Below are 12930 nucleotides of genomic sequence, written 5' to 3'. Positions count from 1 at the left end.
ACCTTGGTGGCCAGGTTCATTCGAAACGGAAGGACAGCAGCGTGATGTCGTCGCGCTGCGGCCGCTCTCCCCGGTATGCGTCCAGCGCCTGGCTGAAGGCCCGGGCCTGCTCGGGCAGCGGCTGGCGGGCATGGCGGGTCAGCATCTCGGCGAAACGGCGGTTGCCGAATCCGAAGCCGTGTTCGCCGCCCGCCTGGTCCAGGAACCCGTCTGTAACCAGATAGTAAGTCCAGCCGGCTTTCAGCGACAGTTCGACGTTCTCGTACTCGCCCGGCCGCTTGTCGCCCAGGGCGCGGCGCGCGCCGGGCAGCTCTTCCAGCACGTCGCCGTCGCTGGCGTACAGCGAAATCTTGGCGCCGGAATACACGAGCCGGTGATTCGACCAGTCTATATACACCAGGCCTGCGTCCGTATTGATGGCAAGGGTACGGGGCAACTGCGCATCGGCCAGCATGGCGCGGATGGCGGCGTCGGTGCCGGCCAGTACGGCGGCCGGATCGGCCGGCCCGACCTCGGCGATGGCCAGGTCGATGGCGGCGCGCGCCAGCATGGTCATCAGGGCGCCCGGCACGCCATGGCCGGCGCAGTCCATCACGCCCAGCAGGCAGTTGGGGCCGTCGGAACGGAACACGTAGAAGTCGCCGCCGACCACGTCGCGGGGCTTCCACAGCACGAAGTGGCGCTCACCCAGCGAGCGCACCAGCTGGCGGTCGGGCAGGATGGCGCGCTGGATCAGGCTGGCGTAGTCGATGGAGTCGCCGATCTTCTTCTGCGCCTCGGCCATCTCGCGGTTGGCGCTTTCCAGTTCCTGGGTGCGTTCACGGACCTTGTCCTCGAGTTCGGCGGTATGGGTGCGCACCTTCTCGGCCATGACGCCGAAGGCGCGGCTCAGGTCGCCGATCTCGTCCTGGCCGGCGGGCGGCAGGCTGACGTCATAGCTGCCGGCGGCGATGGCGCGGGCCGACAACTGGAGGCGGCGCAGCGGGCGCAGCATCAGGCGCTCGACGGCATAGCCGAAGCCCAGCAGCATGGCGGCCACCAGCAGCACCACGCCGATGGCGGCCGGCCACAGCCAGCCGGCGTCGGTGACGCGCGCCGCGCCCAGGTCGACGGCCGTCAGCACGTGCCAGCGCAGCTCGGGGATGTAGGCCACGGCCAGCAACTGGCGCTTGTCGCCGAACCTGCCCCAGACGGTCTGCACCTGGCTGGGATCGGACTCGGCGCGCTGCAGGGCCTGGCGCAGCGGCGCCTGGTCGTCCTGGCCCACGAGGTCGTACACGCTGTTGTGGCGCGCATCGGCGCCGACCGCGGAGTTGTAGGCGATCCGCGACGCGTCGTGGAAGGCCTGGATGGCGCCGGACTGGTCGACGATGATGGGCGTGACGCCGGGATCGCTGTGGGTGATGAAGTCGGTCAGGAAGGTGTTGAGGTTCAGCCCCGACCCGGCCAGCCCCAGCACCCGTTGTCCATCGCGTACCTGCACGTTGAACCAGACGCTGGTGATTTTCAGCTGCACGTCGGGATTGACGTTGATGTTGTAGCGCTGGGCGGCGCGCACCGAGGTGTAGAACCAGCCGTCCTCGGGCGTATCGGGCGACAACGTGTAGCGCGGCGCCAGCGGCGCCGTCTGCGGCTTGTCGCTGAAGAAATAGTGGTTGCTCAGCGCGCTGATGACGAAGTAGGACTGGCTGCGCAGGTCGCCGCGGTAGCCTTCGGCCTCGCGGAAGAATAGTTCGCGCGTGGCGGGGTCGTTCTCATCGAGCAGGAAGCGGCGCGTGACCTCGGAGTCGGCCAGCCGCAGCGACAGCGCCAGTTCGCGCGAGATGGGCGCCAGGATCTTCTGGCGGCTGAGCAGCGTGACGTTCTCGACGTAGGCCCGGCCAAAATGCTCGCGGACGCTGTCGAAGACGTGCCAACCGATCAGCGTGGCCGGAATCAGCGCGACCAGGCATGCCAGGGCCAAAGCCAGCAAGGACTTGGTCCTCAACCCCCATTTCGCCATGTTCGAACAATCCCAGACTAGTCAGTAAAGCGCCGTGCGGTACGGCACATGGCGATGGGCACAGCCGCGTCTACAGCCTGTACGGCGCCCGGCGGGCGCAAGGACGACGCAAGGATCGCCAGCCCGCGAGTCGCTCGCGGGCTAGAGTGTAGAGGCTGGGCGGGCCCGGATAAACGAAGATCGGCAATTAGACCCTAAAAATCGAAACGTCGGTATCAAATTGACAACGTTTACATGGACCTGACCCGCAGACCCTCAAATGGGGTCAGACACCCAGATAGCGGGTCCAGAGGCCACGGTCGGCGTCCAGCGCGCCTGAGTCGCCGCTCCAGACCACCTGGCCGCGCTCGAGGATGACGTGCCGGTCGGCCAGCGCCAGCAGGCGCTCGACGTACTTGTCGATGACCAGGATGGTCTGCCCGGCCTGGCGCAGGGTGGCCAGGCAGGTCCAGATCTCTTCGCGGATGCGCGGCGCCAGGCCTTCGGTGGCCTCGTCCAGCACCAGCAGGCGCGGGTTGGTGACCAGCGCGCGGCCGATGGCGAGCATCTGCTGCTCGCCCCCGGACAGCTGGTTGCCCATGTTGCGGGCCCGCTCGCCCAGGCGCGGGAACAGTTCGAACACGCGCTCGGGCGTCCAGGGCCGGCCGATGTCGGGATTGCGCGCGGCGACGAACGCGGTCAGGTGTTCGCGCACCGTCAGGTTTGGAAAGCACTGCCGCCCTTCCGGCACGATGGCCAGCCCGGCGCGGGCGATGCGGTCGGGGCTCCAGCCACCGATGTCCTGGCCGCCGAAATGCACGCTGCCGCCGCGCAGCGGCAGTTGGCCGAACAGCGTGCGCAACAGCGTGGTCTTGCCCATGCCGTTGCGGCCCAGCAGCGTCACCACCTGCCCGGCGCCGATGCTCAGGTCGACACCGAACAGCACCTGGCTGGGACCATAGCCGCTGGCGATGCCGCGCAGTTCCAGCATCATGCTTCCTCCACGGTTTCGTCGTCGCCCAGGTAGGCCTGCCGCACCTCGGGATTGGCGCGGATCTCGTCCGGCGTGCCGGTGGCGATGACGCGGCCATACACCAGCACGGAAATGCGGTCGGCCAGCCGGAACACCGCCTGCATGTCGTGCTCGACCAGCAGCATGGCGGCTTCGCCGCGCAGGCTGTCGATCAGGTCGGCCAGGCGCAGGGTCTCGTCGGGCCCCATGCCGGCCATGGGCTCGTCCAGCAGCAGCACCCTGGGCCGCGCGGCCAGGGCCAGCGCGAACTCCAGCTTGCGCTGCTCGCCATGCGGCAGCGTGCCGGCCGGGCGGCCCAGCAGGCCGACGTCCAGCGCGCACTGGCGCGCCAGCGCGCGGGCCTGTTCGTACAGGGCTTCCTCGCGATGGCGGGGCCGCCAGAAACGGAAGCTGCTGCCCGCGTGCGCCTGCACGGCCAGCAGCAGGTTGTCCAGAACGCTGAACGACTTGAAGATGTTGGTGATCTGGTACGAGCGCGACAGGCCGGCCGCCACGCGCTGGTGCGCGCCCATGCCGCTGACGTCCGTGCCCGCCACCATCAGCGTGCCCGCGTCGGCCGGCAAGGTGCCGGACAGCAGGTGGATCAGCGTAGACTTGCCCGCGCCGTTGGGGCCGATCAAGGCATGGATCTCGCCGGGCCGCAGCGTCAGCGAGACGTGGTCGGTGGCCAGCAGCGCGCCGAAGCGCTTGACCAGTCCCTCGGCCTGCAGGGCCGGCATGAAGACTTGGGCGCCGCTCATGCGCCGCTCCGGGGGGTGGAGGTGGCCGGCCCGGCGGGGCGGTCCTGGTCGGCGTCCGCGCCGTTGCCCGGGTCTTTACCCGCGCCGGTGCCCGCGCCAGTGCCCGCGCCGGTGAACAGCGGTCCCAGCAGGCCTGCCAGTCCGCGCGGCGCGCCGAACACCACGGCAAGCAGCAGCACGCCCAGCGGCAGGTGCCAGTATTCCGTCCACATCTTCAGTACCTCTTCCAGCACCAGCATGACCACTGCGCCCACCACGCCGCCATAGCGCAGGCCGACGCCGCCCACCAGCACCATGATCAGCAGGTTGGCCGACTGGGTCCAGTGCATCAGGCTGGGCGAGATGAACAGGTTGTGGTTGGCCAGCAGGGCGCCCGCCAGCCCGGCCGCCGCGCCGCTCAGGCCGAACGCGGCCAGCTTGATGCGGTAGACCGGGTAGCCCAGCGCCTCCATGCGCGATTCGTTCTCGCGGATGCCCCGCAGCGCGGTGCCGAAGCGCGAATTCACCAGGCGGCCGAAGATCCCCATCAACAGCACGAACAGCGCCAGCACCAGGTAATAGAACGCGCGGTCGTCGGCCAGGTCCAGGCCGGGCAGCGTGGAGTAGCCCGGCAGATTCAGCCCGTCCTCGCCGCCGTACTGCCGCAGCGAGATGAACACGTAATAGACCATCTGCGCGAAGGCCAGCGTGATCATGATGAAGTACACGCCGCGCGTGCGCAGCGAGATGGCCCCGGTCAGCACGGCCAGGCCGCCCGCCAGCAGCATGGCCGCGGGCCAGGCCACCAGCGCGGACGTCACGCCCGAGGCGCCCAGGATGCCGACCGCGTACGCGCCGGCGCCCAGGAAGGCGGCGTGCCCCAGCGCGATCATGCCGCCGTAGCCCAGCACCAGGTTCAGGCTGGTGGCGGCCAGCGCGTAGATCAAAATGCGGCGCACGAACGACACGTAGAAGTCCAGGTCGAACAGCGGCGCCACCAGCGGAAAGGCCGCCAGGGCCAGCAGGAACAGCGCGGTCCAGAGCAGTGAACGGTTAGTCATGTCGGATCTCTGGATCAGCCGCGCGCGGGGAACAGGCCCGAAGGCCGGAACACCAGCACGCCCGCCATCAGCACGTAGATGGCGATGGCGGCCAGTGTGGGCCCCACGCTGGAGGCCACGTCGGGCGGGAAGAAGCTGCGCAGCAGCGTGGGCAGGAAGGCGCGGCCGGCCGTGTCGACCATGCCCACCAGCAGCGCGCCGGCGAAGGCGCCGCGGATCGAGCCGATGCCGCCGATGACGATGCACACCAGCACCAGGATCAGGATCTCCTCGCCCATGCCGACCTGCACCGCGGTGACCGGCCCCAGCAGCGCGCCGGCCAGCGCGGCCAGCATGGCGCCCAGCGCGAACACGCCCAGGAACAGCAGCGGCACGCGCACGCCCATCAGCGTGGCCATCTGACGGTTCGAGGCGCCAGCCCGCACCAGCACGCCGGCGCGGGTGCGCGTGACGAACCAGTAGAGGCCCGCGGCCACGGCCAGTCCCAGGCCGATGATCATCAGGCGGTACGCGGGGTACATGAGATCGGGCAGCAGGCGCACCGGACCGGACAGCGAAGGCGGCGTGTTCAGCATCACCGGCGCCGGACCCCAGATCATCTTGACCAGGTCGTTGGCGATCAGCAGGATGGCGAAGGTGCCGAGCACCTGGGCCAGGTGGTCGCGCACGGCCAGGCGGCGGATCAGCACCAGTTCCAGCAACGCGCCCACCACGCCCGTGGCCAGCGCGGCCACGACCACCGCCGCGGCGAACGAGCCCGTGCGCTGCATGGTCTCGGCCGCCACGTAGGCGCCCGCCATGTACAGCGACCCGTGCGCCAGGTTCATGATGTCCATGATGCCGAACACCAGCGTCAGGCCGGCGGCGATCAGGAACAGCATCAACCCGAATTGCAGACCGTTCAGCAACTGCTCGACGATCAGCGTGTACGTCATCGACTTCCCCCGTGCCGCGGGCGTCGCGCGCCCGCGGTCAATCGGCGCGGCCCGCGCCGCGCCCTGCTTCCTTTACCGCGACCGCCGGATCACATCTTGCACTGGTCGACGTAGACGTCCTGGTGCTTGTCGTACACCTTGCCCAGCAGCTTGTTGGTGATGCGGCCTTGCGCGTCCTTGCCCACCTGGCGCGCGTAGTAGGCCTGGATGGGATAGTGGTTCTTGCCATAGGCGAAGGAACCGCGCACCGACGGGAAGTCGGCCTTCTCGAGCGCCGCGACGATGGCGTCGCGGTCGCCGGCCTTGCCGCCTGCCTGCTTCACGGCGGCGTCCATGGCCATGATGACGTCGTAGGCCTGCGCCGCGTACACCGAGGGATAGCGGCCGTTGTATTCCTTGCGGAAGGCGTCGACGAACTGCTTGTTCTGCGGCACGTCCAGGTCGTGCGCCCACTGCGCGGTGTTGACCATGCCGATCATGGGTTCGCCCACGGCAGGGATGACGTCTTCATCGGCCGAGAAGCCCGGGCCGACCAGCGCGATGTTCTGAGACAGGCCCGCCGCGACGAATTGCTTGACGAAGTTGATGCCCATGCCGCCCGGCAGGAAGATGTAGACGGCGTCCGGCGCGGCGGCGCGCACCTCGGCCAGTTCGGCCGCATAGTCGATCTGGCCCAGCTTGGTGTAGCGCTCCTGCGCCACGTCGATCTTGTAGCCGCGCTTGAAGCCCGTCAGCGCGTCCTTGCCCGCCGGATAGTCGGGCGCGATGATGACCATCTTCTTGTAGCCGCGGTCGGCCGCGACCTTGCCGGCCACCTCGTGGAAGGCATCGTTCTGGTAGGTGGTGCCGAACCAGAACTTGTTGCACTGCGCGCCGGCGTACTGGCTGGGCCCGGGATTGTTGGACAGGTACGGGACCTTGGCCGCGAACAGCGCCGGGCCCACGGCCAGCGCCACGTTCGAGCCGATGGGGCCGGTGAAGAAGTCGACCTTCTCGCGCTGGATGTAGCGCGTGGCCAGTTGGCGCGCCTGCTCGGGGTTGCCCGCCATGTCGGTCTGCAGGAACTCGGCCGGCTGGCCGCCCAGCTTGCCGCCCAGCTGCTTGATGGCCAGGTTGAAGCCGTCGCGCGCCTCGGCGCCCAGCGCCGCGAACGGACCGGAGATGTCGTTGGCGATGCCGACCTTGATGGTGTCGGCCATGGACAGGGTGGGGACGAGCGCGGCGGCGGCCACGACGAAGGGAATGAAACGCATGCTGGGACTCCTGGCGCGGCGCGCTGCTTGGGTTTTGTTCTGAAGCGTTCGATGCGGTGGTGTCGCCGAGCCCGTCATCCGGCGCCCTGCCGCCCGCGAGGCACGGCCGGCGCAGCGGATGAGAAATCAACTGGCGTGCGGCATAGTTTAGGTTTAAAGTATCCTGCAAAACAAGCCTAGGGTTTGTCCCAACATGAGCATCGTCTACCGCCAGTTCGACGCCGCCGCGCTCGACGTCCAGTACAACGCACGCGCGACAGTACCGCACGTCGAATCGATACTCAAGCAGTACGCCGACGAAAGCCGCCGCGCGCGGCAGGCACTGCCGTGCACGCTGGACGTGGCGTACGGCGACCATCCCGACGAGACGCTGGACGTGTTCGCGGCGCAAGGCCCCGCGCCGGGATGCCCCGCGCCGGGATGCCCCGCGCCCGTCTTCATCTACGTCCACGGGGGATATTGGCGGGCACTGGGCAAGGAAGACTCCAGTTCCATGGCGCCCGCCTTCACGCGCGCCGGCGCGGTGGTGGTGGCCGTCAACTATTCGCTGGCGCCGGCCGTCACGCTGGACCGCATCGTCGACCAGATACGCCGCGCGCTGGTCTGGGTCCATCGCAACATCGCCGCGCATGGCGGCGATCCCGAGCGCCTGCACGTCGGCGGCAGTTCGGCCGGAGGACACCTGTGCGGCATGCTGCTGGCCGGCGGCTGGCAACGCGCGGCCGGCCTGCCCGACGACGCCGTCAAGGGCGCGCTGCTGCTGTCCGGCCTGTACGATCTGGCGCCGCTGGTGCATACCCACATCAACCAGTGGATGCGCCTGACGCCCGACGACGCCGCGCGCAACAGCCCGCAGGCCCTCGCGCCCGCCCACGGCTGCCCCATCGTGGTCAGCTACGGCGAGAACGAGACCGACGAATTCAAGCGCCAGAGCGCCGACTACCTGCGGGCCTGGCAGGCACGCGGCCATCCCGGCCAATACGTGCCCGCGCCCGGCCTGAACCACTTCGACATCGTGCTGGAACTGGGCCGCCCCGGCAGCCCGCTGGCCAACGCCATGTTCGAGCAGATGGGCCTGCCGCAGCCGGGCCAGGCCGAGACGGGCCAGCCCCAAATGGGCCAGCCCCCTTCCACCCATACCGCCCCATGATCGACGCTCCCGACCTCGAAACCCGCGCCGCCCCCGACGACCACCACGCGTTGCGGCTGTGGCTGCGCATGCTGACCTGCTGCAATCTCATCGAGAGCGAGATCCGCGGCCGCCTGCGTACGGAGTTCGACACCACGCTGCCGCGCTTCGACCTGATGGCGCAGCTGCAGCGCGCGCCCAAGGGCATGAAGATGGGCGAGCTGTCGCGCCACATGATGGTGACCAACGGCAATATCACCGGCATCACCGACCAGCTGGAATCCGAGGGCCTGGTGGTGCGCACCAAGGTGGAGACCGACCGGCGCAGCTCGGTGCTGAAGCTCACGCCGCTGGGCAGGAAGACCTTCGCGCGCATGGCGCGCGCCCACGAGAGCTGGGTCAAGGGCATGTTCGACGACCTGCCAGAAGGCAGCCGCAATGCCCTGTTCAAGGCGCTGGGCGAACTGAAACTGCAGGTGGTCGCCCACCGTACGCAGGAGCGATAGCCCGCCCCGGAATGGCGCATAATTGCCGCCATGATTCCGGTCTCGATTCCTGGCGGCAACTATTACGCGTCGATGGCGCTCTCGCTGATCTGCCTGAGCACGCTGCTGACCTGGCTCGCCCGCCTGGCGCTGGACCGGCGCGCCCGCCTGTGGCTGCGCGACCACCGCCGCCTGGGGCCCGCCATGATGGCGGTGCTGGCCATCACCGGCGGCATCTTTCCCTATCAGCACCTCAGCCAGTGGTTGGCCACGCAGCGTGAGGCGCGCGAGGAACAGGCGCGCCGCGCCGTGCTGGACGCGCCCCAGCGGCTGGCCGGCGTCGACATGCCGTCCGGCACCGAACTGCGCCTGGCCACGCCCGGCGACCTGGCTTCCTTCGTGCAGGCCGACTTCCCGGTCCTGGTGGAAGTGGGCGGCCTGCAGGCGAAGCAGCTGTTCCGCTATCGCAAGTCCGGCAGCCCCATCGGCGCGGCGGGCGAGAGCTGGTCGCTGGCCATCATCACGGACCAGACCATCCACGGCGGCTGGCGCTGCTCGCGCGCGCACCGCGTCGAACTGGTCATGGAAGACGGCCGGCCGCGCTTCGACAGCTGCCACCTGGCCTCGGGCAACACCGTGGGCAACCTGCCGCTGCCCACGGGCACCTGGCTGGACCTGCGCCAGGCCATGCCGCAGCGTTGGCTGCTGCGCACCGACGGCAGCGAGCCGGCCGCCATCTCCGGCCTGTCGCTGCTGAAGGCCGACATCACCGTCGACAGCCAGCACCAGGTGATCAAGTTCGAAGGCCTGCTGGCCGAGGAACTGCGCCTGGGAGAAATCACCTACCCGTCGGGCACGCGCGCCGGCAGCGCCACGGGCGTGCGCGGCGCCGAGACGGGCGACCTGCTGCTCAGCCCGCCACGCGGCCGCGCGGCGCTGCGCGCCGGACGGCCCGACATCGCGCCGGGCAATTCGGTGGTGCAGGCGCCGGACGGCACCGTGCGCGCCGTGCTGAGCAACCGCGACGCGGGCGTGCTGGACGTGTCGTCGATGCGCATCGCGCCCTAGCTGCCCAAGGCTCGCCACGCGTCGTCGATCGGCGCGCGCCGGCCTGGCATGATCCGGCACCGCGGCCCCGCAATGGCATGCGTCGGCCAGACGGCCACGCGTCCTGCAACGATGGGAGGCTCGGCGACGCGGCCGCGTACCTAGAACGTGCCGGGATAGCCTCCGCCGTCCAGCAGCACGTTCTGCCCCGTCATGTAGCCGGCGTGCACGCTGCACAGGAAGGCGCACACCGCGCCGAATTCGTCGGCATTGCCGAAGCGGCCCATCGGAATGGCGGCCAGGCGCTTCTCGCGCTGGCCGGGCACGCCCAGCGTCTTGCGCAACCGGTCGGTCTCGAACGGCCCGGGCAGCAGGTTGTTCAGCGTGACGTTGCGGCCGGCCAGCCGCGGCTGGCGCGCCAGTCCGGCCACGAAGCCGGTCAGGCCGCTGCGCGCGCCGTTGGACAGGCCCAGCACGTCGATCGGCGCCTTGACCGCCGCGGAGGTGATGTTGACCACGCGGCCGAAGCCGCGCTCGGCCATGCCGTCCACCGTGGCGCGCATCAGCTCGATGGGTGTCAGCATGTTGGCCTGCAGGGCCGCCAGCCAGTCGTCCTGCTTCCAGTCGCGGAAGTCGCCGGGCGGCGGACCGCCGGCGTTGTTCACCAGGATGTCGACCTGCGGGGCCGCGGCCAGCAGGGCCTGCCGCACGGATTCCTGCGTGACGTCGCCCACGACGCTGCGCACGTCGATGGCCGCGTTCAGCGCGCGTAGTTCGTCCGCGGTCTCGGCAAGCGCGGCCTCGCCGCGCGCGTTGATCACCAGATTCACGCCTTCGCGCGCCAGCGCGACCGCGCAGCCCTTGCCCAGCCCTTTGCTGGCCGCGCACACCACGGCCCAGCGGCCGGCGATGCCCAGATCCATTGCGATGCTCCTCGATGGGGTGAACGCCGGGACAGCGCCCGGCGCAAGCCGCTAGCTTACACAGCATGGCCGGCGGGCGGCGGCGGATCTTTGCTGCGCAGGCAAAAGTCATAGTACGCATACCCCCTGTATCCGCAAAGATAAGCCCGGCACACTGCGAGGCCTGGACGATAGATCACACAGGAACCGCAACCATGACCCCCTCCCTTCCCCCCTTCGGCCTGGGCACTTTCCGCCTGCAGGGCCAGACCGTCATCGACTCGGTGCGCCATGCGCTGCAACTGGGCTACCGCGCCATCGACACCGCGCAGATCTACGGCAACGAGGCCGAGATCGGCCAGGCCATCGCCGACAGCGGCGTGCCCCGCGACGCGCTGTTCCTGACCACCAAGATCTGGACCGAGAATCTGCCGCGCGAGCGCCTGGCCGACAGCCTGCGCGACAGCCTGGCGAAGCTGCGCACCGACCACGCCGACCTGGTGCTGATCCACTGGCCCTCGCCCGGCAATGCCGTGCCGGTGGCCGAGTACATGACGGCCCTGCGCGAGGCGCGCGACCTGGGCTTGGCACGCGCCATCGGCGTGTCGAATTTCACGGTCGACCTGATGCGCCAGGCCATCGACGCCGTGGGCGCCGACGCCATCGCCACCAACCAGATCGAGCTGCATCCCTACCTGCAGAACCGCCGCGTCGCCGCGTTCTCCCGCGAACACGGCATCCCGGTCACGTCCTACATGACCCTGGCGTATGGAAAGGCCATCCAGGACCCCGTGATCGCCGACATCGCCCGACGGCATCAGGCCACGCCCGCGCAGGTCGCCCTGGCCTGGGCGCTGCAGCTGGGCCATGCGGTGATCCCATCCTCGACCAAGCCGGAAAACCTGGCCAGCAACCTGCTGGCCACGGGGCTGCGGCTGGACGACCAGGACATGGACCGCATCGCGGCGCTGGACCGCGGCGAGCGCCTGGTGGACCCGGAAGGCCTGGCGCCGGCCTGGGACTGAGCGTACTCGGAGCCGGCAGGAGGGACCGGCACGCGACACGTCATTTGGCGCGCGCCCTCGCCGGTGGATAATAGAAGGCTATGCCGTCGGCAGCCGCCCCGGCGCCATCCACCAGCGAGTCCGCGAACCATGGCCGTCAATCTGCAGATCCCCCCCGAATCCGAAATTTTCCCCGTCGCCGGTGTCGAGATCGGCGTCACCGAGGCGGGCATCCGCAAGGCGAACCGCCGCGACCTGACCGTCTTCCGCTTTGCCGAAGGCAGCACCGTGGCCGGCGTGTTCACGCGCAACCGCTTCCGCGCCGCGCCCGTGCAGGTCTGCGAATCGCACCTGGCCGCATCGGGCGGCGCGATCCGCGCGCTGGTCATCAACACGGGCAACGCCAACGCCGGCACCGGCGCCGACGGCCTGCAGCGCGCCAAGGACACCTGCGCCGCGCTGTCCGGCCTGCTGGGCGTGCCCGCCGAACAGATCCTGCCGTTCTCCACCGGCGTCATCCTCGAGCCGCTGCCCGTGGACCGCGTGAAGGCCGGCCTGCCCGGCGCCATCGCCGCGCTGTCGCCGGACCAGTGGTTCAGCGCCGCGCACGGCATCATGACCACCGACACGCTGCCCAAGATCCATTCGCGCCGCATCCAGGCCGAGGGCAAGACCGTCACGTTCACCGGCATCAGCAAGGGCGCCGGCATGATCCGGCCCAACATGGCTACCATGCTGAGCTACCTGGCCACCGACGCCGCCATCGCCCAGCCGCTGCTGCGCACGCTGGCCGTGCAGATCGCCGACCAGTCGTTCAACCGCATCACGGTCGACGGCGACACCTCCACCAACGACTCGTTCATCCTGATCGCCACCGGCAAGTCGGGCGTGTCCGTGTCCTCCGAGTCCGACCCGGCCTATGCCGCCGTGGTGCAGGCCCTGACCGAGGCCGCCGCCGACCTGGCGCAGAAGATCGTGCGCGACGCCGAAGGCGCCACCAAATTCATGACTATCCGCGTGGAAGAGGCCGGCAGCACCGAAGAAGCGCTGAAGGTCGCCTACTCGGTGGCGCACTCGCCGCTGGTCAAGACCGCGTTCTTCGCGTCCGATCCCAACCTGGGCCGCATCCTGGCCGCCATTGGCTACGCCGGCATCGACGACCTGGACGTCTCGGCCATCCGCCTGTGGCTGGGCGACGTGCTGGTGGCCGTCGACGGCGGCCGCAACCCGTCCTACCAGGAAGCCGACGGCCAGCGCGTCATGAAGGAAGCCGAGATCCTGGTGCGCATCGCGCTGGGCCGCGGCAAGGTCTCCGACACCGTCTACACCTGCGACTTCTCGCACGACTACGTCAGCATCAACGCCGACTACCGCTCCTGAT

The 12930-nt window shown here is 69.5% G+C and carries 11 protein-coding genes and 1 pseudogene; 5 read left to right on the top strand and 7 right to left on the bottom strand.

The features are described 5' to 3' along the window. Nucleotides 1–16: 16 nt before the first annotated feature. The 6 genes and pseudogenes from siaA to FS845_RS08235 all read right to left on the bottom strand — a co-directional run bounded on the left by siaA (nt 17) and on the right by FS845_RS08235 (nt 6982). A complete protein-coding gene (gene siaA / locus FS845_RS08260; protein ID WP_409929269.1) occupies nt 17–1972 on the bottom strand; it encodes a biofilm regulation protein phosphatase SiaA in 1956 nt (651 codons plus the stop codon). Nucleotides 1973–2267: 295 nt separating this feature from the next. Beyond that, on the bottom strand, nt 2268–2972 hold the full coding sequence (locus FS845_RS08255; RefSeq protein ID WP_144632857.1) for an ABC transporter ATP-binding protein: 705 nt from the start codon (nt 2970–2972) through the stop codon (nt 2268–2270). Further along, complete coding sequence (locus FS845_RS08250; protein WP_144632567.1) at nt 2972–3754, bottom strand: ABC transporter ATP-binding protein; 783 nt, start codon at nt 3752–3754, stop codon at nt 2972–2974. The genes FS845_RS08255 and FS845_RS08250 overlap by 1 nt, the downstream gene beginning before the upstream one ends. Before the next feature lie 77 nt (nt 3755–3831). After that, nucleotides 3832–4794, bottom strand: a pseudogene (locus FS845_RS08245) (branched-chain amino acid ABC transporter permease); the annotation flags it as partial. 14 nt (nt 4795–4808) lie between these two features. After that, nucleotides 4809–5729 (bottom strand): branched-chain amino acid ABC transporter permease, encoded by a 921-nt coding sequence (locus FS845_RS08240; protein WP_144632561.1) that lies wholly within the window; start codon nt 5727–5729, stop codon nt 4809–4811. A gap of 89 nt (nt 5730–5818) precedes the next feature. After that, nucleotides 5819–6982: an ABC transporter substrate-binding protein gene (locus FS845_RS08235; protein ID WP_144632558.1), complete on the bottom strand. Its 1164-nt coding sequence runs from the start codon at nt 6980–6982 to the stop codon at nt 5819–5821. A 193-nt stretch (nt 6983–7175) separates the two neighbouring features. Between FS845_RS08235 and FS845_RS08230 the strand changes: the two genes are divergently transcribed. From FS845_RS08230 to FS845_RS08220, 3 genes are read left to right on the top strand one after another with little or no spacing between them, the layout of a single operon-like run. Beyond that, nucleotides 7176–8132, top strand: a complete 957-nt coding sequence (locus FS845_RS08230) for an alpha/beta hydrolase (protein WP_144632555.1) — start codon at nt 7176–7178, stop codon at nt 8130–8132. Then, nucleotides 8129–8617 carry a MarR family winged helix-turn-helix transcriptional regulator gene (locus FS845_RS08225; protein WP_144632552.1) on the top strand — a complete coding sequence of 163 codons (489 nt, stop codon included), beginning with the start codon at nt 8129–8131 and terminating at the stop codon, nt 8615–8617. The genes FS845_RS08230 and FS845_RS08225 overlap by 4 nt, the downstream gene beginning before the upstream one ends. A 30-nt stretch (nt 8618–8647) precedes the next feature. Further along, the gene (locus FS845_RS08220; RefSeq protein ID WP_144632549.1) at nt 8648–9664 is read left to right on the top strand and encodes a hypothetical protein; all 1017 of its coding nucleotides are present in this window, start codon (nt 8648–8650) and stop codon (nt 9662–9664) included. Between the two features lie 140 nt (nt 9665–9804). On the opposite strand, the gene FS845_RS08215 is transcribed toward FS845_RS08220, so the two are convergent. Further along, complete coding sequence (locus FS845_RS08215) at nt 9805–10566, bottom strand: SDR family oxidoreductase (RefSeq protein ID WP_144632546.1); 762 nt, start codon at nt 10564–10566, stop codon at nt 9805–9807. A gap of 194 nt (nt 10567–10760) precedes the next feature. On the opposite strand from FS845_RS08215, the gene dkgB reads away from it, so the two are divergent. Continuing rightward, entirely contained in the window at nt 10761–11570 is an 810-nt protein-coding gene (dkgB, locus tag FS845_RS08210; RefSeq protein ID WP_144632543.1) for a 2,5-didehydrogluconate reductase DkgB, read from the top strand. Between the two features lie 129 nt (nt 11571–11699). Next, nucleotides 11700–12929, top strand: coding sequence for a bifunctional glutamate N-acetyltransferase/amino-acid acetyltransferase ArgJ (gene argJ / locus FS845_RS08205; protein ID WP_144632540.1), 1230 nt, complete (start codon nt 11700–11702; stop codon nt 12927–12929). The last annotated feature ends 1 nt before the right edge of the window (nt 12930 follow it).

Origin of the sequence: Bordetella genomosp. 13 (assembly GCF_007679965.1) — a bacterium.
Lineage (GTDB): Bacteria > Pseudomonadota > Gammaproteobacteria > Burkholderiales > Burkholderiaceae_B > Bordetella.
This window is presented reverse-complemented; position numbering and strand designations above follow the sequence as displayed.